At 54.2% G+C, this 20,532-nt stretch carries 29 protein-coding genes and 2 tRNA genes; 25 read left to right on the top strand and 6 right to left on the bottom strand.

Features of this window, described 5'->3' with window-relative positions; all coding sequences use genetic code 11:
- The first annotated feature begins 44 nt into the window (after positions 1-44).
- From AC0TN7_RS13200 to AC0TN7_RS13300, 21 genes are all read left to right on the top strand, one after another.
- Positions 45-485, top strand: coding sequence for a DinI-like family protein (locus AC0TN7_RS13200; RefSeq protein WP_463727323.1), 441 nt, complete (start codon positions 45-47; stop codon positions 483-485).
- A 178-nt stretch (positions 486-663) separates the two neighbouring features.
- A complete protein-coding gene (locus AC0TN7_RS13205) occupies positions 664-867 on the top strand; it encodes a tail protein X (RefSeq protein ID WP_104950066.1) in 204 nt (67 codons plus the stop codon).
- Positions 858-1,079 (top strand): phage holin family protein, encoded by a 222-nt coding sequence (locus AC0TN7_RS13210; protein ID WP_023309247.1) that lies wholly within the window; start codon positions 858-860, stop codon positions 1,077-1,079. Before AC0TN7_RS13205 ends, AC0TN7_RS13210 begins: the two co-directional genes overlap by 10 nt.
- A complete protein-coding gene (locus tag AC0TN7_RS13215) occupies positions 1,063-1,572 on the top strand; it encodes a lysozyme (protein ID WP_024906439.1) in 510 nt (169 codons plus the stop codon). Before AC0TN7_RS13210 ends, AC0TN7_RS13215 begins: the two co-directional genes overlap by 17 nt.
- Positions 1,569-1,994 carry an Rz-like lysis system protein LysB gene (gene lysB, locus AC0TN7_RS13220; RefSeq protein WP_024906440.1) on the top strand — a complete coding sequence of 142 codons (426 nt, stop codon included), beginning with the start codon at positions 1,569-1,571 and terminating at the stop codon, positions 1,992-1,994. The genes AC0TN7_RS13215 and lysB overlap by 4 nt, the downstream gene beginning before the upstream one ends.
- Entirely contained in the window at positions 1,882-2,127 is a 246-nt protein-coding gene (gene lysC, locus AC0TN7_RS13225) for an Rz1-like lysis system protein LysC (RefSeq protein ID WP_230581841.1), read from the top strand. Before lysB ends, lysC begins: the two co-directional genes overlap by 113 nt.
- Positions 2,090-2,557, top strand: a complete 468-nt coding sequence (locus AC0TN7_RS13230; RefSeq protein WP_032645068.1) for a phage tail protein — start codon at positions 2,090-2,092, stop codon at positions 2,555-2,557. The genes lysC and AC0TN7_RS13230 overlap by 38 nt, the downstream gene beginning before the upstream one ends.
- A 112-nt stretch (positions 2,558-2,669) precedes the next feature.
- Positions 2,670-3,311 (top strand): phage baseplate assembly protein V, encoded by a 642-nt coding sequence (locus AC0TN7_RS13235; RefSeq protein WP_032645069.1) that lies wholly within the window; start codon positions 2,670-2,672, stop codon positions 3,309-3,311.
- Positions 3,308-3,658 carry a GPW/gp25 family protein gene (locus AC0TN7_RS13240; protein WP_267217545.1) on the top strand — a complete coding sequence of 117 codons (351 nt, stop codon included), beginning with the start codon at positions 3,308-3,310 and terminating at the stop codon, positions 3,656-3,658. The genes AC0TN7_RS13235 and AC0TN7_RS13240 overlap by 4 nt, the downstream gene beginning before the upstream one ends.
- A 5-nt stretch (positions 3,659-3,663) precedes the next feature.
- Complete coding sequence (locus tag AC0TN7_RS13245; protein WP_024906443.1) at positions 3,664-4,572, top strand: baseplate assembly protein; 909 nt, start codon at positions 3,664-3,666, stop codon at positions 4,570-4,572.
- Complete coding sequence (locus AC0TN7_RS13250) at positions 4,565-5,095, top strand: phage tail protein I (protein WP_024906444.1); 531 nt, start codon at positions 4,565-4,567, stop codon at positions 5,093-5,095. The genes AC0TN7_RS13245 and AC0TN7_RS13250 overlap by 8 nt, the downstream gene beginning before the upstream one ends.
- Positions 5,096-5,106: 11 nt before the next feature.
- Complete coding sequence (locus AC0TN7_RS13255; protein ID WP_024906445.1) at positions 5,107-6,888, top strand: phage tail protein; 1,782 nt, start codon at positions 5,107-5,109, stop codon at positions 6,886-6,888.
- The gene (locus AC0TN7_RS13260) at positions 6,885-7,406 is read left to right on the top strand and encodes a tail fiber assembly protein (RefSeq protein ID WP_024906446.1); all 522 of its coding nucleotides are present in this window, start codon (positions 6,885-6,887) and stop codon (positions 7,404-7,406) included. The genes AC0TN7_RS13255 and AC0TN7_RS13260 overlap by 4 nt, the downstream gene beginning before the upstream one ends.
- Before the next feature lie 124 nt (positions 7,407-7,530).
- Complete coding sequence (locus AC0TN7_RS13265) at positions 7,531-8,718, top strand: phage tail sheath protein (protein ID WP_090418752.1); 1,188 nt, start codon at positions 7,531-7,533, stop codon at positions 8,716-8,718.
- A gap of 11 nt (positions 8,719-8,729) precedes the next feature.
- Positions 8,730-9,248, top strand: coding sequence for a phage major tail tube protein (locus AC0TN7_RS13270; RefSeq protein WP_023309235.1), 519 nt, complete (start codon positions 8,730-8,732; stop codon positions 9,246-9,248).
- Between the two features lie 56 nt (positions 9,249-9,304).
- Positions 9,305-9,613, top strand: coding sequence for a phage tail assembly protein (locus AC0TN7_RS13275; RefSeq protein WP_024906448.1), 309 nt, complete (start codon positions 9,305-9,307; stop codon positions 9,611-9,613).
- Positions 9,614-9,645: 32 nt separating this feature from the next.
- Complete coding sequence (locus tag AC0TN7_RS13280; RefSeq protein WP_023616176.1) at positions 9,646-9,765, top strand: GpE family phage tail protein; 120 nt, start codon at positions 9,646-9,648, stop codon at positions 9,763-9,765.
- Entirely contained in the window at positions 9,758-12,031 is a 2,274-nt protein-coding gene (locus tag AC0TN7_RS13285; protein ID WP_463727322.1) for a phage tail tape measure protein, read from the top strand. The genes AC0TN7_RS13280 and AC0TN7_RS13285 overlap by 8 nt, the downstream gene beginning before the upstream one ends.
- Before the next feature lie 17 nt (positions 12,032-12,048).
- Positions 12,049-12,513 carry a phage tail protein gene (locus AC0TN7_RS13290; protein ID WP_024906449.1) on the top strand — a complete coding sequence of 155 codons (465 nt, stop codon included), beginning with the start codon at positions 12,049-12,051 and terminating at the stop codon, positions 12,511-12,513.
- Positions 12,510-13,664 carry a phage late control D family protein gene (locus tag AC0TN7_RS13295; protein ID WP_463727321.1) on the top strand — a complete coding sequence of 385 codons (1,155 nt, stop codon included), beginning with the start codon at positions 12,510-12,512 and terminating at the stop codon, positions 13,662-13,664. Before AC0TN7_RS13290 ends, AC0TN7_RS13295 begins: the two co-directional genes overlap by 4 nt.
- Before the next feature lie 67 nt (positions 13,665-13,731).
- Complete coding sequence (locus AC0TN7_RS13300) at positions 13,732-13,932, top strand: ogr/Delta-like zinc finger family protein (RefSeq protein WP_029741756.1); 201 nt, start codon at positions 13,732-13,734, stop codon at positions 13,930-13,932.
- An 82-nt stretch (positions 13,933-14,014) separates the two neighbouring features.
- Here AC0TN7_RS13300 and AC0TN7_RS13305 read toward each other — a convergent pair.
- Positions 14,015-14,168: transfer RNA gene (locus tag AC0TN7_RS13305), tRNA-Ile, on the bottom strand.
- Positions 14,169-14,176: 8 nt separating this feature from the next.
- Positions 14,177-14,428 carry a DUF2542 family protein gene (locus AC0TN7_RS13310; RefSeq protein ID WP_148768800.1) on the bottom strand — a complete coding sequence of 84 codons (252 nt, stop codon included), beginning with the start codon at positions 14,426-14,428 and terminating at the stop codon, positions 14,177-14,179.
- 72 nt (positions 14,429-14,500) lie between these two features.
- Here AC0TN7_RS13310 and AC0TN7_RS13315 point away from each other — a divergent pair, with 72 nt between their 5' ends.
- A complete protein-coding gene (locus tag AC0TN7_RS13315; protein ID WP_081112021.1) occupies positions 14,501-14,674 on the top strand; it encodes a PerC family transcriptional regulator in 174 nt (57 codons plus the stop codon).
- 150 nt (positions 14,675-14,824) lie between these two features.
- On the opposite strand, the gene AC0TN7_RS13320 is transcribed toward AC0TN7_RS13315, so the two are convergent.
- On the bottom strand, positions 14,825-15,316 hold the full coding sequence (locus AC0TN7_RS13320) for an Hcp family type VI secretion system effector (RefSeq protein WP_024906453.1): 492 nt from the start codon (positions 15,314-15,316) through the stop codon (positions 14,825-14,827).
- A 294-nt stretch (positions 15,317-15,610) separates the two neighbouring features.
- Between AC0TN7_RS13320 and AC0TN7_RS13325 the strand changes: the two genes are divergently transcribed.
- Together AC0TN7_RS13325 and AC0TN7_RS13330 are read left to right on the top strand one after the other, a co-directional pair.
- Positions 15,611-15,913 (top strand): polymorphic toxin type 44 domain-containing protein, encoded by a 303-nt coding sequence (locus AC0TN7_RS13325; protein WP_463727320.1) that lies wholly within the window; start codon positions 15,611-15,613, stop codon positions 15,911-15,913.
- Positions 15,891-16,364: a hypothetical protein gene (locus AC0TN7_RS13330; RefSeq protein WP_420277469.1), complete on the top strand. Its 474-nt coding sequence runs from the start codon at positions 15,891-15,893 to the stop codon at positions 16,362-16,364. Before AC0TN7_RS13325 ends, AC0TN7_RS13330 begins: the two co-directional genes overlap by 23 nt.
- 1,117 nt (positions 16,365-17,481) lie before the next feature.
- Here AC0TN7_RS13330 and AC0TN7_RS13335 read toward each other — a convergent pair.
- A complete protein-coding gene (locus AC0TN7_RS13335) occupies positions 17,482-17,661 on the bottom strand; it encodes a hypothetical protein (protein ID WP_417927745.1) in 180 nt (59 codons plus the stop codon).
- Between the two features lie 167 nt (positions 17,662-17,828).
- Positions 17,829-17,904: transfer RNA gene (locus tag AC0TN7_RS13340), tRNA-Ile, on the bottom strand.
- A gap of 125 nt (positions 17,905-18,029) precedes the next feature.
- On the opposite strand from AC0TN7_RS13340, the gene mug reads away from it, so the two are divergent.
- Positions 18,030-18,536 carry a G/U mismatch-specific DNA glycosylase gene (mug, locus tag AC0TN7_RS13345; protein ID WP_029741755.1) on the top strand — a complete coding sequence of 169 codons (507 nt, stop codon included), beginning with the start codon at positions 18,030-18,032 and terminating at the stop codon, positions 18,534-18,536.
- Between the two features lie 100 nt (positions 18,537-18,636).
- Here mug and rpoD read toward each other — a convergent pair whose 3' ends face one another.
- On the bottom strand, positions 18,637-20,484 hold the full coding sequence (rpoD, locus tag AC0TN7_RS13350) for an RNA polymerase sigma factor RpoD (RefSeq protein ID WP_023309228.1): 1,848 nt from the start codon (positions 20,482-20,484) through the stop codon (positions 18,637-18,639).
- Positions 20,485-20,532: the final 48 nt, after the last annotated feature.

The following is a 20,532-nucleotide window of genomic DNA, read 5'->3' on the forward strand; positions in this document are numbered from 1 at the left end:
ACGTGATACTGTATGTTTATACAGTATCTCGTGGTGGAGGTTGTGTGGACAGAGAGTTGAACGAGCAGGTCATGATTGAACGCGTCGAGATGATTGCGCGACTGACGACAGAAGGAACATGTCAGGAAAGAGATCGTGAGATTGCCCTGAATTTGATTGCTGAGATTGCGCGGGGAAATTTAATCAAGAACAACGCATTTACCGTTGTTTTCTCAGCATCGCCTGTTCCGGAACGAATCAAAAAAGAGGGTAACGTTCGGGTGAACATTACGCTCGATAAAGATCAGCAGATTGACCATGCCGTCGTTGAAGCCTTTCAGTGCGAATTGACCCGCAGAATACGATCCCTTTTTCCGTCATCGCGGGTGAGCGTGAAAATAGGGTCGGTGACGGGAGTCGAGCTCCAGGGGCTTGAAGGAGAGGCCGATCGCGAAATGCTGGATAATATTCTCCGGGAAGTCTGGGAAGACGAGAGCTGGCGTTAGCCCAGCGTCATAGCCCGAACGTACCCCCTCATTCAGATTTTGCGCTTTCGTCGACCCACGCTTCGCTGCTTGTGGACGGTCTGTTGTGTCCGAGATTGCCCATCCGTCAGCGATAGCGAAAAGACCGCCGGCCCGGGAAACTCTACAGTACCTCGTAACCGGATGTTGGGAGCGTCTGATGAAGATCTATGCAATGCAGGGGGACACGCTTGATGCCGTTTGCGCCCGCTATTATGGGCGCACGGCTGGCGTCGTAGAAGCCGTTCTGAAGGCCAATCCTGGCCTCGCGGAGTCAGGCGTTATTTTGCCTCACGGCACGTCGGTAGAGATGCCGGAGGTGAATAGCGCCCCCACCAAAGAATCCGTAAACCTATGGGACTGAGCCTGGAGAAAATCACCACGGTTATCGCCTACTGGCTGGCCGTGGCGCTGGCCTGGTTCGGGGCGATGTCTCCTGAAAAGGTTGCGCTGTACGTGGGGAGCCTTTGCGCCATTTTTACCGCGCTGACGAATTACTGGTTTAAGCGCAAAACCTGGCGCTACCTCCAGTCTCTGGGCCTCGATAAGAAGAGCATTCGTGAACTCAATCATTAAGCGTTGCAGCGTCGCCGGCGTGCTGGCCCTGGCGGTGCTGATGCCTGACTTTCGATTACTGAAAACCTCCCCGGAGGGGCTGGCGCTGATTGCCGATCTCGAAGGATGTCGCCTCTCGCCCTACCGGTGCAGCGCTGGCGTATGGACGTCAGGCATTGGGCACACGGCAAACGTCGTGCCGACGCGGGACATTACCGAGCGTGAGGCCGCGGTAAATCTGGTCGCTGATGTGCTCAACGTTGAGCGTCGTCTGGCGGCGTGCGCGCCGGTGGAGATGCCGCCGCGGGTCTACGACGCGCTGGTGAGTTTTTCCTTTAACGTCGGCGCAGGCGCCGCCTGTCGTTCGACTCTGGTCTCCTTTATCAAACGTAAACAGTGGTCACAGGCGTGCGGGCAGCTTACCCGCTGGGTGTACGTCAACGGCGTCAAAAATACCGGGCTGGAAAATCGCCGCGTCCGCGAGAAGGCCTGGTGCATGAAGGGGCTGCCATGAGAGTCCTCATGCTGATGCTGGCCGGACTGCTGGCCATCACGCTGTGGCTTCGTCATGACAACCAGACCCTGTCCCGTTCTCTAGCCACGGCCAACCGGGTCGCCAGCGAGCAAAAAACGGCCCTCGCCACGCTTAACCAGCAGCTGTCCCTGTCTCAGCGGATGGCCAGAGCAAATGAAAACGCCCAGGTCAGGCTCCGTGAGGAGCTTGTTACTGCGGGCGAGGAGAGGGCAAGACGGGAAGCGACTATCGGGAGATTACTCAATGAAAATGAAGCGTTACGCCGCTGGTATACCGCTCAGTTGCCTGATGCTGTCCGCAGGTTGCACACCCGCACCGCCTGTGCCTCCGCAGCCCATTGTTTACAACGCCTGCCCGAAGGTGAGCCGCTGCCCGATGCCGGGAAGCGAACCCGCCACTAACGGCGATCTCAGCGCGGATATTCGCAGGCTGGAATACGCCCTTATCGCCTGCGCGCTGCAGGTTGAAACCATAAAAGACTGTCAGGATAAACTCGATGCACAAACTCAAGAGCCTGCGTCAGGCATTAATTGACGCGATCCCCCAGCTGAATGCCAACCCGGAGCGCCTGCAGATGTCGGTCGGAAGCGGCAATATTGACGCCCGACTGGCCTCCTCTCTCTCCTTTGAAAAGCGGTATGCGCTGAACGGGAAGGTTAGCGGTTTCACGGGCGACAGCGAGGGATTTTTTGTCCCGGTGCTGGCCTGGCTGCGGGAAAACCAGCCGGACATTTTTACCCTCGATGAAGGACGCAAAAACGGATACACCTTCACGCTCGTCTTAAACGATGACGATACGATGGATATCACCATCAGCGTGCAATTGACCGAGCGCATTCTTGTCACTCAGGAGCAGGGCGCTCTGCACGCGACCTATTCCCCGGAGCCGCCGCTGCCGGAGCCCGTCACGCGTCCGAAGGCGTTGTACATCAACGGTGAGCTGGTCAGCCAGTGGGAGGACTAAGCTCCCCGCGCTGAAGGCCGCCAGCCGCCTGCTGTCTGGACCGCTTGTTGTATCATCCCGCAGAAAACCCCGTCTCGTTGCTGCCGTTCCTCCTGAACGGCATTCTCTTCTCATGAATACATTAACTTCCATGAACGGTATCGCTCGCGCGATCCGCAACCTGATTCGTATCGGTGTTGTGACCGACGTTGACCTCAACAGAGGGCTTTGTCGTGTCCAGACCGGCGGGATGAAAACCACCTGGCTGAACTGGCTAACCTGTCGTGCGGGACGTTCGCGCGTGTGGTGGGCCCCTTCCGAGGGAGAGCAGGTGCTGCTGCTGGCCATCGGCGGTGAGCTGGATACCGCCTTTGTTCTGCCCGGCATTTTCTCGGACGACCATCCGGCACCGTCCGGGTCACCTGACGCGTTCCACGTCTCGTTTCCGGACGGCGCGGTGATCGAGTACGAACCCGGGCGCGGGGCGCTGACGGTTGCAGGCATTAAAACGGCCGACATTACCGCCTCTGAATCGCTGACCGCCACAGTGCCAGAGGTGAGGGTGACATCAACGTCCCGCATCACGTTGGATACGCCTGAAGTGGTGTGTACCAACAGGTTAATTACCGCCTCGCTGGAAGTGCAGAAAGGCGGTGTGATGGCCGGAAATATTGAGCATTCCGGCGGTAAATTCACCTCCAACGGGGTGCAGGTGGACAACCACGCGCACGGCAGTGTGCAAAGCGGCGGAAGCTGGACTAAGGGGACACAATGACGGTGCGTTACAGGGGGATGAACAGGCAGACCGGGCTGAGCATTTCAGAGGCTGAACACATTCGGCAAAGCGTGCGCGACATCCTGGTCACGCCGATTGGTTCGCGGGTCATGCGGCGGGATTACGGCTCGCTGCTGGCGGCGATGATTGACAGGCCGCAGAGCCCGGCGCTGCGCCTGCAGATCATGGCCGCATGCTATTCCGCCATCCAGAAATGGGAGCCGCGGATAAGCCTGACGGCCATCACTTTCGAACGTTCGGAGAACGACGGGACGTTGTATGTCGATATCACCGGCACGCGAACGACCTCCGGACAATCCTTTTCTATCACCATTTCACTGAGTTAAACGCTATGGCTATTGTTGATCTGAGCCAGCTCGCCGCGCCTGATGTCGTGGAGGAGGTGGATTATGAAACGCTGTTGGCAGAACGAAAGGCCACCTTTGTCTCCCTCTATCCGGAAGAGGAGCGAGAGGCGATTGCACGGACGCTGACGCTGGAATCCGAGCCGATTGTGAAGCTGCTGCAGGAGAACGCCTACCGGGAAGTCATCTGGCGCCAGCGGGTTAACGAGGCTGCACGGGCGGTCATGTTGGCCTACGCGGCGGGCAGCGATCTGGACCAGATTGGGGCAAACGCTAACCTTGCGCGTCTGACTATTACCCCTGCCGACGACACCACGTTACCGCCCACTCCGGCTGTGATGGAGTCCGATACCGACTTTCGTCTGCGCATCCAGCAGGCTCCGGAAGGGCTGAGCGTGGCCGGTTCGACGGGCGCGTATCAGTTCCATGGCCGCAGTGCAGATGGACGGGTGGCGGACATTTCCGTCATTAGCCCACAGCCGGCAAACGTCACGGTCTCCGTGCTCTCCCGGGAGAATAACGGCATAGCGTCTGAGGAACTGCTCGCCATTGTTCGCAATGCGCTGAACGATGAGGATGTCAGGCCCGTCGCCGACCGGGTGACCGTCCAGTCGGCCAACATTGTCGACTACAGCATTGAAGCATCGCTTTTCCTTTTTCCCGGCCCCGAAAGTGAACCGGTACTTAATGCGGCAAGAGCCCGGTTACAGGCCTACATCACGGCTCAGCATCGGCTGGGACGCGATATCCGCAAGTCCGCCATTTACGCGGCCCTTCATGTGGAAGGGGTGCAGCGGGTGGAACTGACCGCACCCGCGGCTGACATCGTGCTTGATGAAACGCAGGCCTCATGGTGCAGCCACTACAGCGTAATCGTGGGGGGAAACGATGAGTAATACACGCCTGTTACCGGTTGGCTCATCGGCGCTTGAGGTCGCTGCGGCGCGCGCCTGCGCGGACATCGAAAATACGCCGGTTCCGCTGCGCCATCTCTGGAATGCGGATACCTGTCCGGCGAATTTGCTGCCCTGGCTGGCGTGGGCGTTTTCCGTTGACCGCTGGGATGAGAACTGGCCGGAGGCCACCAAGCGGGAGGTGATCCGCGCCGCGTGGTTTATTCATGCCCACAAGGGAACGATAGGCGCTGTACGTCGCGTGGTGGAGCCGCTTGGCTATCTGATTAACGTTACCGAGTGGTGGCAAACCAACGATCCGCCCGGCACCTTCCGCCTTGATATCGGCGTACTGGACACGGGCATCACTGAGGAAATGTATTACGAAATGGAGAGGCTCATCGCCGATGCGAAGCCTGCCAGCCGCCACCTTATTGGCCTGAATATCATCCAGGACATACCGGGTTATCTCTATACCGGCGCCCTGAGTTATGACGGCGACATCATCACGGTTTATCCCGGATAAGTGAGAGCACTATGACAGTGAAATATAAAACGGTTATCACCAAAGCCGGTGCCGAAAAACTGGCTGCCGCGACCGTCCCGAACGGTAAGAAAGTGAACTTTACGGTTATGGCGGTGGGTGACGGTGGCGGCACGTTGCCGGTGCCTGATGCCGGGCAGACGAAGCTGGTTAATGAAGTCTGGCGCCATGGGCTGAATAAAATCAGCCAGGACAACAAAAAGCTGAACTATGTGATCGCGGAGCTTCTCATTCCTCCTGAAGCGGGTGGTTTCTGGATGCGTGAGATGGGGCTTTACGATGACACCGGTACGCTGATTGCCGTCGGCAACATGGCGGAAAGCTATAAGCCGAAACTTGAGGAAGGGTCAGGCCGCGCGCAGACCGTCCGTATGGTCATCATGGTGAGCGACATAGAGTCTGTCGAGCTCTCGATAGATACGTCTACGGTAATGGCGACCCAGGAGTACGTTGATGAGAAGCTTGAGGAGCATGAGCAGTCTCGTCGCCATCCCGATGCCACGCTAACGGCTAAAGGGTTTACGCAGCTCAGTAGTGCGACTGATAGTGTGTCTGAAGCGCTGGCCGCAACGCCGAAAGCGGTCAAGGCTGCCTACGACCTCGCCAGTGGGAAGTATACGGCTCAGGATGCGACTACCGGACAAAAGGGGATTGTTCAGCTCAGTAGCGTAACTGATAGTCCATCCGAGTCTCTTGCGGCGACACCCAGGGCTGTCAAAACGGTCGGCGATGATCTCATTAAACTCAGGAATAGCCTGGGTACCGCCGCGACGAAAAACACACAGGAAGCGCCTGACGATATTACTCCTGGTCGGTTGCTGGTTAACGGCAGTGCAGTGGCTATCAGATCTGTATCTGCAAGAGCCGGTACGGGACTTTCAAATGCCGATGCTCTGCCGCCCAACTCGGTGAGTTTTTGTTATTCGAATGCAACCAATTCGCCAGGTTATGAGGCGACGATTCTTGATGTCGGCGGGCTGGGTGGTTACCGGGTCCAATACGCTGCTTCTTATAGCGATGGTGGGAAACAGCTTAAATTCCGTGCGCTTAATGGTGATAACAGTGTGTGGGGGGGATGGACAAAGGTCATCACGAATCATGGCGGAAGTGTTGCGTATTTGTCTGATGCTACTTACTACCAGACGAACCCCACTGGTTGGTACGGAGCGGGTGCTTTTGCCGATCAGTATCAAAACAACGCAGCACCTTTTTTGATGCCAAAAGGATATCAGTCACCTAACGGTAATTCTATTTATCTACCGATTATCAAAGGTTTTTCGGAAACGGCAGGCCATGGTTATGGAACAGCGATTAGTTTTGGGATTTACCGCACGGGTACTAACGCGTTTGGATCTGCAATCATAAATTTAACTGGCGATGCCAGAAACAGTGTTAATTACCAATTTGATATTAGCGGTAATTTTAATGCCCCTGGACAGGTCAGCAGTGGCGGTAATATTGTTGCAGGGCAGGGCCTATATGAATCTGGCGGCCTGGTACGAGTTTACTCATCAAACAACCCGCCCCCACAACAAGATTTAAGTCCTTATGCAAGGCAGGACTGGACGCTGCAATACTTTGTCCGTGATGTCGCAATGGGGGCGGAGGGGGGATTCACGATTGTAAGAAATGCCTGGCAGCGTGTACCTCCAGGATGTGCCATGACAGGCTATAACTTTGAAGGCGATAACCCCGGTGGCGATACGATTTTCTACCGCCCAATTCAGAAGTACATGTCTAATATCGGATGGATTACTGTAGGTCATACAGCATGATAACACTTAAAAATTTCGTTCAGTATGAACCAGAATATAAAGACTTTATGTTTAACGCTATTTTTCTTCAGTCAGAGGACGGACTAGACTGGTATTACCATATGTCCCGTTTCCAAACTGATACTCTGAAAGTCTGCTATGATAAAAATAATATTATTCGTTCTTACAGTAATCAGGTAGACCGACTCTTTCCTCTGGGCATGTCAGTTTCAGAAGTCGATCAAGCAGACGTGCCAGAAGGTTTGAATATACATGGTGAGTGGGCCTGGAATGGCATTAAAATTATTCCACGCGAGTTGACTCAGGATGAGGAAATACAGCAAGCAAAAACCAGGAAAAGTGAATTACTTGTCGAAGCTTCAGATATTATTGCCCCACTCCAGGATGCCTCCGATCTTGGCATTGTAACAGATGAGGAAGCTGCCTCGCTGTTACTCTGGAAGCGCTATCGGGTGATGCTAAACCGGTTGGATCTCAGTACTGCCCCAGCTATCGACTGGCCCGAACGCCCAGCCTGACCCCAAGCCCTCCATCCGGAGGGTTTTTCGTTTGTTGTGTAATCCTTTCCCCAACCCCAATACGTCGCATCAATCACGCACTCCACAGACAATAGCCTCACCACTAAACGAAGGAGTTAACCGGATGGGCGACTATCACCACGGCGTGGAAGTTATCGAAATCAACGATGGCACCCGCACCATTTCCACCGTCTCGACGGCAATCATCGGTATGGTCTGTACGGCCAGCGATGCTGACGACAAGACATTTCCTTTAAACGAGCCCGTGCTCATTACCAACGTGCAAAATGCGATTGCGAAAGCCGGCAAGGCGGGGACGCTGTCCGCTTCTCTGCAGGCGATCGCCGACCAGTGTAAACCGGTTGTCGTTGTTGTTCGTGTGGCTGAAGGCACTGCAGAAACCCCGGAAGAGGCGCGCAAGCAGACCGTTTCCAACATCATCGGTACCACTGATGAAAACGGTAAATATACCGGTCTGAAGGCGCTTCTGACTGCGAAAACGGTAACCGGCGTTAAGCCACGTATTCTCGGCGTTCCGGGGCTGGATTCTCAGGAAGTGGCGACCGCACTGGCCGCGATGTGCCAGAGCCTGCGCGCGTTCGGCTACGTCAGCGCATGGGGCTGTAAAACCATCTCTGACGCGATCAACTACCGCAAAAACTTCAGCCAGCGCGAGCTGATGGTTATCCATCCTGATTTTCTGGCATGGGATACCACCACGAACGCAACGACGACGGCCTGGGCAACCGCCCGCGCGCTTGGCCTGCGCGCCAAAATCGACCAGACAATCGGCTGGCATAAAACCCTGTCAAACGTTGGCGTCAACGGCGTTACGGGTGTAAGCGCCTCTGTCTCCTGGGATCTGCAGGAACAGGCTACCGATGCGAACCTGCTTAACCAGGCGGGCGTCACCACGCTGATTCGCAACGACGGCTTCAAATTCTGGGGTAACCGTACCTGCTCTGACGATCCGTTATTCGTCTTTGAAAACTACACCCGTACCGCGCAGGTGCTGGCCGATACCATGGCGGAAGCGCACGCGTGGGCGATGGATAAACCCATCACGCCAACGCTTATCCGCGACATCGTTTCCGGTATTAATGCCAAGTTCCGCGAGCTGAAAACCAACGGCTATATCGTCGACGGCTCCTGCTGGTATGACCCTGAGTCTAACGATGCATCAACCCTGAAAGCGGGGAAACTGTATATCGATTACGACTACACCCCTGTCCCGCCGCTGGAAAATCTGACCCTGCGCCAGCGCATCACCGATACCTATCTGGCAGACCTGTCAGATTCGGTTAATAGCTAAGGAGCTGCAGCATGGCGTTACCACGCAAACTTAAATACCTGAATATGTTCAACGATGGCCTGAGCTATATGGGCGTTGTTGAGTCTGTGACCCTACCGAAGCTTACCCGCAAGCTGGAGAAGTATCGCGGCGGCGGTATGCCGGGCTCGGTCTCTGTCGACCTCGGTCTGGACGATGATGCCCTGGCGCTGGAGTGGACCGTTGGCGGTCTGCCGGACGCCGCGCTGTGGGCGCAGTATGCCTCTCCGGGCGCGGACAGCGTGCCGCTGCGCTTTACCGGCTCTTATCAGCGCGATGATACCGGCGAAATCTCCGCCGTCGAAATCGTCATGCGCGGCCGTCATAAAGAGTTCGATGGCGGTGAAAACAAGCAGGGCGAGAGCGGCACCACCAAGATGTCCACCGAGTGCGCGTACTACCAGCTGACCATTGATGGCAAAGAGATCATCGAGATCGACATCATCAACATGGTGCTGAAAGTCGACGGCGTTGATCGTCTGGCAGAACACCGTAAGGCCATCGGCCTGTAACCCTTTAACCGGCCGGGATTACCGGCCGGTGAGTTAACTTTCTGAAGAGTAACGAAATGGAAAATATCAACGAGACCGCCATGCACGAAAGTGAAAACCCACATATCGTCACGCTTGATAGCCCCGTTCAGCGCGGTGAGCAAAAAATTGAACAGGTGACGGTTTCTAAGCCCAATGCGGGAACCCTGCGCGGGGTGTCGCTGGCGTCGCTGGCGCAATCCGACGTTGATGCGCTGATTAAGGTGCTGCCGCGAATGACCTCTCCGGCGCTGACCGAGCATGAGGTTGCGCGCCTGGATGCCTGCGATCTGCTCTCTTTTGCAGGTAAGGTGATCGGTTTTTTGTCACCGGCTTCGGCTCGCTGAAATTTCCCGAAAATCTGTCGGTCGACGATCTGATGGCGGATATCGCGGTGATTTTCCACTGGCCGCCGTCAGAACTGTACTCCCTGAGCGTGACCGAACTCCTCTTATGGCGCGAAAAAGCGCTGCAGCGAAGCGGAAACCACCATGAGTAATAATGTCAGTCTTCAGGAGCTGCTTAAGGCAGTCGACCGGGCAACCCGACCGCTTAACGCTCTCCAGAACGCCAGCGTCACTCTCGCAAGCGATATCCACGATTCGCAGACGGCGTTGGGGGCGCTTGATGAGCAGGCGGGGCGTATTAACGGCTTCAGGAAAGCAAATGCCCAGCTCTCCGTGACGGAGCAGTCGCTTGCACAGGCGAAACAACAGGCAGCGGCGCTGGCGGTGCAGCTTAAAAACACGCAAAACCCTACCCAGGCACAGGCTGATGCGCTGTCCGCAGCCCGAAAATCGGCGGCCGACCTTAAGCTTGAGTACAACAGCTTACGCTATTCGGTACAGCGCCAGCGCACTGAACTCGCCCAGGCGGGAGTCAACACGCGTACGCTCTCGTCGGATGAGCGTCGTTTACGAACTCACATCAGCGAAAAAACGCAGCAGCTTAACCGACAGCGTGATGCGCTGGCCCGCGTCAACCAGCAGCAGGAGCGGCTGAGTACCGTTCAGAATCGCTATGAGTCAGGCAAACGCGTTACCGCGCGGGTGCGCCAGCTTGCGAATGCGGGTGTGGGCATGGCCAAAGCGGGCTTTGACCAGACGTCCCGGTTTATGGCGCCAGGCATCAGCGTTGAAAAGCAGATGTCGGCCATTCAGGCAAACCTTGGCCTGGCGAAGGGGGATTCCCGGCTTGAGGCGATTCGCCAGCAGGCGCGGGAGGTCAGTGCCAGGACCGGAGTACCTGCAGATACGGTCCTTCGGGCACAAACCGAACTGACTCGTTCAGGCTATGACGCCGATGGGCTGCTTGCGGCCACCGCGCCAACGGTCAACCTCAGCCTGGCGGGGAATGTCGACGCGGCTAAAGCGGCCGATATGATCGCCAGCACGCAGGCCGCGTATAGCCTGGCCGATGCGGATGCGGGACGCATCGCAGATGTGCTTACCCGCGGTTTTACCTCTTCGAATACCAGCCTCGCTGAGATGGTGGCGGCCGTCACCTCTGCAGCGCCCGCTGCGGATGCCGCCGGTATGGGGCTTGAAGAGACCACCGCGCTGCTGGGCGTTCTGGCGGAAAAAGGGATGAAAGGCGCCGCCGCCGGGGACGCGCTCAGCGCGATGTTGCGCCATGTTCAGACTCCGGATGCCATAAAAGCCTCGGGGGCGCTGGCTTCCGCCGCGGGTGATGGATCGCTTGATGAAAAACGCCAGCAGTTGCGGGGGGCGAAGGGGAGTACCGCGCTCGCGGCTTCCGTGCAGACCGATAATCTTGACGGCGATATCAACCGATTCCAGGCCGCGTGGAACGGGTTGAAGATTGATGTATTTGATAAAGCGGATGGCGCTCTGCGTAACCTGATAACAACCGCAACCGGCTGGCTTGGCACGGCCTCCCTTTGGGTGAATGCCAACCCTGAGCTGACGCAGACCCTCGCCAGCGTTGTTGTCGGCGCGCAGGCGTTTGCTGGCGTACTGTGTGGCGTAGGCACGGTTCTCGGCCCGGTTCTGACGGGCGTCAATATGGTTATCACCGCGGCCGGGATGTTAGGAACGGTATTCAGCGTGGTGGGCGGCGCCATCATGACGGTGCTGGGCGCACTTAGCTGGCCGGTGATTGCCCTTGGCGCGGCGATTGCCGCCGGCGCCTTACTGATTTTCAAATACTGGGAGCCCATCAGCGCCTTCTTTGGCGGAGTGATGGAAGGGCTTTCAACGGCTTTCGCACCGCTGGGTGCGCTGTTCTCACCGGTGATGGCGGTATTTGACGCTATCTCGGAGAAGCTGGGCGGTATCTGGCAATGGTTCACCGACTTAATCACGCCGATCAAGGCGACGCAGGAAACGCTGGATGGCTGTAAAAACGCTGGCGTGATTTTTGGACAGGCGCTGGGTGATGCGTTAATGGCACCGCTTAATCTCTTTAACAGCCTGAGCGGCAAGGCCAGCTGGCTGCTGGAGAAACTCGGTCTTATCAAAAACGAGTCGGGTAATCTCGATGCCGCGGCGGAAAAAGCAGGCGCGACATCCTCTTCTGCGGGCAGTTCGTCCATTCCGGTGGCGGGGATCTCTGGCGTCGGCCAGGGGTATCAGCCAGCCCTCGTGCCGGGAGGACGCTCTTACGTCGATCAGAGTAAAAGCGAATACAACATCACGCTGCAGGGGGGCACGGCTTCAGGAACGGATCTGACGCGTCAAATCCGGGAGACAATAGATAGCATTGAACAGGATAAAGCGAGACGGCAGCAAGCCAGCTTTATGTAAGGTTGAGGAGAGAGAAAATGTTAATGGTGCTGGGTCTGTTTGTCTTTGAACGACGAACCTTACCCTATCAGACAATGCAGTTTACAAAGGATTATCGCTGGGCGTCCAACAATCGGATCGGGAAACCTAAAGCCTGGCAGTACCTTGGCGAAGGCGAGACATCTTTTACCCTCTCCGGACTGCTTTACCCTGAGCTCACGGGAGGGCGGCTTTCCCTCAAGGCGGTTGAGCTGATGGCGAATGAGGGGCGGGCATGGCCGTTGATAGACGGAACCGGCATCATTCACGGCATGTTTATCATTGAAAAAGTCACGCACACGCATTCGGATTTTTACAGTGACGGTACCGCCCGAAAAATTAATTTTACGCTGGAACTGAAACGCGTGGACGAATCGCTGATGACGATGTTTGGCGATCTGAGAACCCAGGCCGAAGAGCTGGTGACGAGCGCACGTAATAGCATTGGAGGGCTGGTGGGATGATCACCGAAATGAATATCCGGGCGGGTGGGAAAATCGCCCCTGATTTTATGCTTAAGCTTGACGATCGCGATATCACACAAAATTTCAGCCATCGTCTTATCAGTCTGAGCATGATCGACAAACGTGGACTGGAAGCCGATCAGCTGGATATTCAACTGGATGATTCCGACGGGCTGTTAGACTTGCCGGCCCGGGGGGCAAAGCTCTCCTTATGGCTGGGATGGGAGGGAACCCCGCTCCAGCCGAAAGGGAACTTTACGATCGATACAATTGAATTTCGGGGCGCGCCGGACACGCTGACCATTCGGGGATGCAGCGCTGATTTTCGTGGAAAGCTAAACGTGCGGCGCGAACAGTCGTGGCATGACACGACGATCGGCGCGATAGTCAATACTATCGCTCAGCGTAACCAGTTAACTGCCAGCGTTGCGGCGGGACTTTCATCGATTGCTATTTCTCATATCGATCAGTCTCAGGAGACCGACGCTGCGTTTCTCACCCGCCTGGCCGAACGTAATGGTGCCTTTGTTTCAATCAAAGCCGGCAAGGTTATTTTTATGAAAGCGGGGCACGCCGTGACGGCCAGCGGCACGCCGATCCCCTTAATGATGATTGAGCGTGGGGACGGCGATAAGCACCTTTTTTACGTTGCCGATCGTGAAAACTATTCCGGCGTGACGGCCAAATGGCTGCAAACGCGCGACCCAAAACAGCAAAATACTCAATTGAGTATTAATCGTCTGCCTGAGGGGCAAGCGACAGAGGGGCTGCAGCACCCGGATGCCGCCACACCGGTAGCGGGAGCTGAAGGCAAGGAGCAGAAACCGCAAGAGAGGCTGGTGGGATCGGCGGAAAACGTATTTGAGCTCACCACGGTGTATGCCTCTGAAGAGCAGGCTCTCAGGGCCGCAGAGGCGAAGTGGCGCGCGCTGCAGCGGGGTACCGTGAATTTTTCTATCCAGCTGGCGCTGGGGCGAGCCGATCTGTACCCCGAAACGCCGGTATTAGTAAACGGTTTTAAACGCGTCATTGACGAGCAGGCGTGGATCATCAGCGAGGTGGTGCATACCCTTAACGATAGCGGATTTACCACGCAGCTTAAGCTTGAACTGAATGCCACTGACGAAAAATTTACTGTTGATAGTGAGTAATACAGTTGCTATTGGTTTTATTTTGGGTATTATTGATTCACAAAATGTGAATCAAGTGGAGGGGTACATGTTTCATTGTCCTAAGTGCAAGCATTCAGCGCATGCGCGTACCAGTCGCTATTTAAGTGAAAATACCAAAGAGCGCTATCACCAGTGCACCAACGTGGACTGCAGCTGTACGTTCGTGACGATGGAGTCCGTGGAGCGCCTGATTGCGACCCCCGGTGCCTCTGAACGTGTCCGAACGGCTTCGCTGAACCACGGTTAGCGGCTGCGTCATCGGCTCAAAAAAGCCAATAAAAAAGCCACTCAATTGAGTGGCTTAATCATATGATTCTAAAACTAAAATTTGGTGGCCCCTGCTGGACTTGAACCAGCGACCTGGCGATTTTGAGTCCCAATTTAAAGACTTATAAAACAAGAAATTACTTTTTAATGGGTTTTTGCATCGAATAATTTCAAATATGAAAGCATAGTGAATAGGTCTGCTGCCATTTTGCTGCCAATGATGCCTATAAAAAATGATAATCGCCATTCAAGAGGTAGAGGGCTAAACCAATCATAAAGGAGCCGAACAGCGAAAACACAGTGTTATACCAGTAGAAGTAGATAGGTGTTTCGGATCGGTAGATGTAGTAATTTTCATATGTGCCTTTATACCAGCCGACGAAGACCCCACTTCTAAGAGCTTTTGCTGAATGAAAAATCATCCACAATCCGCAAAGAAGTACACAGGTCAATACTAATAATGTATCCCATTCCATAGCTTGTCTTATAAAAATAACGCCTTAAAAAAGTGTTAGTGGGTTGAGCAATGTCGCTTCATTCAGGTGGTCATGTGCAAAGTGAGCGTAGCCGAGAAACTCGAAAATTTGGAGCTATGGAGACGCGCAGCAACGCGCTGGCTTGAGGTGATGTATTTGCCAGACCAGACCGATAAAACGCGCGCAGCGGCAGCGGTACGCCGCAATAACTGCCAGAGAATGCTTAACAGCATAAAGCATGATTAAAATACCCCAAACGTATAAGAAGTGCGGAGAGCCGGCACCGGGTGATCGAGCGGGGTATTGCTATCGAGGGAGGCTACGTGCTGGCAGACCCAGGGGGCGAGAGAATTGGCACTAAAAACAATATAGGGCGGATTAACCGCCCCCTTTTTTTTACGCTGTTACACGCTCGTTCCATGCGTCTGAATATTGGACGTTCCCATCGCAATACTTCCAGGTGATCCGCTCATAGCGCAGCTGTACGCCCTCATTATGATTATGCATCTGTAAACCTGGCTCTTTGCAGTTATGCATAACTGGGTTAATGCTGACTACCCGCACATTCTCAAGCAGCATGTTGAAATACTCGACCTCTTGCCCCGCGTCGTTGATTCTGTACCACTTAATTTCAACGCTTTTAAGCGTCTGGCCGGTTGCTACCGCTTTATAGAGATACGGGCTGGAGCTATCAAATTCTTTCTCGATCATAAGCGGCGCATGTAAGCGTGTACCCGTGATTTTGCCCGTGTTGCTATCGGTTGGAACAAGCAAGCCGTGACTAAAAGAGAGAATTTCTACGCTACTTTCACGATCCTGAACATCTACAGACCCCCTGATCAGGTTGCCGCCATCGTCTTTAAGCCACATGTAAGCTGGAATAGCCATTTTAAAACTCCATTTTATGAGGGTAAACCCTCATTAAACGGCTAAAACCGGATCGCAGGTGATACAAATTGTGTTATCGGTATGAGTGATTAAAACGCGTTAAGTATTGATATTAATAATAAAAATGATTGATTGATCTCAAGCAGTACCGTGCAGCGCCGTTGCTCTTATGTTGCTGGTTTTGCCAGGCAAAAGGGAATAACGATGGCATGTATACCGATTTACCCGCCCCGCGGGCTGGAAATTTTGCGCGAACACATTAGGCTCGCGCGGGCGCGTCACGGAGTCCAGGATATGGCTACCCCGCTTACGTATACGTGGTTTTATGAGCGAGTAAGAAACGGCGGGGTGTGGGATTACAAACAACAAAAACGGGCTTACGCTGACTTCGGGAATTTTCATTACGACGCAGTGGGTTATGCAGCGTGCATACCTGCAAAGATTTTGCTTATTGCCGCCGGCGCGGCGCAGTGGAAAGCCGGCACATCAAGACCAGAGTGGGGGAATTTCACGGGGGCCCCGCCGTTTGGTGATGATCCGATGGACCAATTTTGGATAAAGCAAGGCATAGACTATGTTAAGCAGCACCACTATTAGGGCGTTTAAGGCGTTGCATTGGGTGGCTACAATTACGATGGCCATCGTGATCGCTGGGTACTGTTATTTCCAGCATATACAGCGTTTAACTGTTAGTGATCGGCTTTATGAAGTTCGCCAGCTCACGTCCCGGACCTGGTTATACATTACTGAGTATGACGGCTCGAACATGACCACAGGGGAAGTATATCGTTATTTTTTAGCAAGCAAGATTGACGGCGATCCGCTGGTGGCTCTCGAAAAACAACATATCGCCCCAACGCTTACAGCGAACACCGCCCGTGTGAAAGTTGACGGTATAGGCAACAATATCTCATTTACTGTTTATGGCACCGTGTACAGCTTTACAACGTCCGCATTTTTTTATGATGCTGAGGGAATAGCGGCCGCGCCGTTAATCGACTTAACGGCCCGCGGCGAGGGCAGGGACAAGGGGAAATTTAGTCGATAGTAAAAATCCCTTGCAGTCGGGTCAATGACCCGATTAGCCGCGTGTAAGTTTTCACGGCGTACCCGTAGAGGTTCATGGATCAAAAGTACATTGTGATTGCCCGCCGGGCACAAATTGGGTTATTGCCCCTGCAGGTCAATGGCTGGGGCGTGAGTGAGATCCGGTTGATGTTGCCAGGGAAGAACTTCCCTGCAAAAATTACAGCCAGAATCCCCCACATACGATCTGCGAATTCGCAACTTTTGGTTTAATGATTTCGGGAATCATCATGATGCTTCGATCGTCTCAAAACACATGTCGGCGGTATGTCTAGCGGGTTTTTTGGCAGGGGAAGGCCTGATAATTCGCGGATATGCCTTACCCTGTTAGCTGTTAAAAAATGATAAGGTTTTTGGGGCATACCTTCAAAAGGGTTTTTGCGTTGATTGCTGCGAGCAAAAAGAAAAGGCAGCATTAACTGATAAGCTTTTCCGGTTGAGTCAACTTTCATGGGCGGATATCCGCCAGCAGCACTGGCATAAATTCGGATACGAAAAAATCTCCCGTAACTCAATCAAGGCGGCCATCCCCGCTCATGTTACCGAAGACGTGGAGCTTATTGCATTCCGCTTCTGTAGCAAGGTACCCATGGTAGGTTACAAGCGCGATGCTACGTTTTACGTTCTGTGGCTAGACAGGGCATTTACGCTTTATAACCATTCCTGACACGTTCCCATACTGACTATCTGAAACCTCGCTACTGGGCTACCACCAGCATCAGACTCGTAACAGATAACCAAAATATACAGGTGTATATTTAGCTTTTCTGTATCGGTTTATCTTGCTGCATACCCATGGATAGGAGGGGGAGGATCAATCCCAGAGCCTTTCATTTTGCGGAACGGCCCGCTTCATCGAATTTTTACACCCGCGAAAATAAAAAATTAGGGTAACGAACAATGCAGGCATCTGACGTGCTGGTGGGATGGTGTTTTAAACACCTTTCGGACTGAGGAACATCAGTAAGCCTGTGCCGACGACCGCGCCAAGAAAACCATAACCGCCGATGAAGTACATGGAGATCAGTCCAGAAAAATTCACTACGGCCAGCAAAACACAGAAAAGTAAGGAGGGCAGTTTATTTTTTGAGGCTATCAATGCTGCCCCAAACTCCCAGCCCAGCGAAAAGCAAAAGTAGAAGGCCGAAAATCAGCAGCGCTTTTTCATTCGTTAGGTTTCTACAGGCATAGTAACAGCCAGCATGAGCATTATTGAGAGTGGCAAACAGAACCGAAGCAGTGATGAAGAACCGTTTCATTCATACCCCTTGCAGTAGTGGTTACTGCATGAAGCTGGTTAATTCCAGGAGTGTATGAACTGTCATAAATTAACCATGAATCACTATGGTTAATTTTTTGGAAATCCCCGGTATAGCCCCGGAAAAATCAGGCTGGTGGGTGACTCCCCGCCAGCCATTGCGGTGTCTGGTGGCCCCTGCTGGACTTGAACCAGCGACCAAGCGATTATGAGTCGCCTGCTCTAACCACTGAGCTAAGGGGCCGTGGCGGTGAATTATAAAGTAACTCCCCGCAGCAATCCAGCCATTCACACCTGCCTGCTGTTTTTATAAACAACGCATAATCAATCCTTTATACTTCCCTGACGATGTATTGAGCGGGAGTAAAGATGATCAACGATATTCTGGCCCCTGGCCTGCGGGTGGTGTTCTGCGGAATTAACCCGGGCAAGTCCTCGGCGCACACCGGTTTTCACTTCGCCCATCCGGGGAATCGCTTCTGGAAGGTGATCTACCAGGCCGGGTTTACCGACAGGTTACTCAAGCCTGAAGAGGAGCAGCATCTGCTGGATACGCGCTGCGGCATTACCATGCTGGTCGAGCGGCCGACGGTACAGGCGAGTGAGGTCAACCTGCATGAGCTGCGCAGCGGCGGGCGGGAGCTGATCAAGAAGATAGAGGATTATCAGCCGGCCGCGCTGGCGATCCTCGGCAAGCAGGCCTACGAGCAGGCGTTTAGCCAGCGCGGAACGCAGTGGGGCAAACAGAGCATCATGATTGGCGTGACGCAGGTATGGGTGCTGCCAAATCCAAGCGGGCTCAACAGAGCGACGCTGGATAAGCTGGTAGAGGCGTATCGGGAGCTGGATGAGGCGCTGATGGTGCGGGGGCTGTAATCCTCTGCGGCCTGATGCCCTCACCCTGGCCCTCTCCCACAGGGAGAGGGAATAAACAAAAAAAAGCTCCCGATTGGGAGCTTTTTGCTGTTTACCTGGATTAATCGTCCAGGAAGCTACGCAGCACTTCAGAGCGGCTTGGGTGACGCAGCTTACGCAGCGCCTTCGCTTCGATCTGACGGATACGTTCGCGGGTAACGTCGAACTGTTTACCCACTTCTTCCAGCGTGTGGTCGGTGTTCATATCAATACCGAAACGCATACGCAGGACTTTCGCTTCACGGGCGGTCAGGCCAGCCAGCACGTCGTGCGTTGCGGCACGCAGGCTCTCGGTGGTTGCAGAGTCCAGCGGCAGCTCGAGGGTGGTATCCTCGATGAAATCACCCAGATGCGAATCTTCATCATCACCGATTGGTGTTTCCATGGAGATTGGCTCTTTGGCGATCTTCAGCACTTTACGGATCTTGTCTTCCGGCATCAGCATGCGCTCGGCCAGCTCTTCCGGCGTCGGCTCGCGGCCCATCTCCTGCAGCATCTGGCGGGAAATACGGTTGAGCTTGTTGATGGTCTCAATCATATGCACCGGAATACGGATGGTGCGCGCCTGATCCGCGATAGAGCGGGTGATCGCCTGACGGATCCACCAGGTTGCGTAGGTGGAGAACTTGTAACCACGACGGTATTCAAACTTATCTACCGCTTTCATCAGACCGATGTTGCCTTCCTGAATCAGATCCAGGAACTGCAGACCACGGTTGGTGTATTTCTTGGCGATAGAGATAACCAGACGCAAGTTCGCTTCAACCATCTCTTTCTTCGCACGGCGGGCTTTCGCTTCACCGATGGACATACGACGGTTGATATCTTTAACCTGCTCGATGGTCAGGCCGGTCTCTTCTTCAATCTGATGCAGTTTCTGCAGGCCGCGATGCACATCGTCCTTCACGTCGTGCAGTTTTTCAGACCATGGCTTGTTCATCGCGATAGCCGCGTTGAACCAGGTTTCGCTGGTTTCGTTGCCGGTGAAGAGGGTGATGAAGTTCTTCTTCGGCATTTTGCACTGCTCAACGCACAGCTTCATGATGATGCGTTCCTGGGTACGTACGCGATCCATCATCACGCGCATGCTGTTTACCAGGTAGTCGAACTGTTTTGGCACCAGGCGGAACTGTTTGAATACTTCAGACAGCTTCAGGATCTCTTCCTGAGCGGCAGCGTGGCTGCGGCCTTTCGCTTTGATGGTGTCACGCGTCACTTCGTACTGGGTACGCAGCTCGGCAAACTTCTCACGCGCCAGCTCCGGGTCGATGCTGTTGTCATCGTCCGCGGTATCGTCGTCGCTCTCTTCCTCATCTTCGTCTTCGTCATCATCCATCTCTTCCTGAGACAGTTCAGAACCGACGTGAGTGGCGGTAGGCGCCATATCTTCTTCAGCGTTCGGGTCGACAAAACCGGTGATCAGGTCAGACAGGCGCGCTTCTTCCGCTTCAACGCGATCGTACTGCTCCAGCAGATAGGTAATCGCTTCAGGGTACTCGGCAACAGAGCACTGAACCTGGTTGATCCCGTCTTCGATGCGTTTTGCGATGTCAATTTCGCCTTCGCGGGTCAACAGTTCAACGGTACCCATTTCGCGCATGTACATGCGGACCGGGTCAGTGGTACGCCCGATTTCAGATTCCACGCTGGACAGTACCTGTGCAGCAGCTTCTTCCGCATCTTCGTCAGTGTTGTTGGAGGTTTCAGCCAGCAACAGATCATCGGCATCCGGTGCTTCTTCCATCACCTGAATGCCCATGTCATTGATCATTTGGATGATGTCTTCGATTTGATCTGAATCGACGATATCTTCCGGCAGATGGTCATTGACCTCGGCATAGGTCAGATAGCCTTGCTCCTTACCACGTTGGACAAGAAGTTTCAGCTGTGACTGCGGGTTTTGCTCCATAAGACGGTATCCACACTTAATTCGTTTGATTGGTGTCGGCGATGGGGC

The organism is Enterobacter sp. PL_is511, from assembly GCF_055816065.1.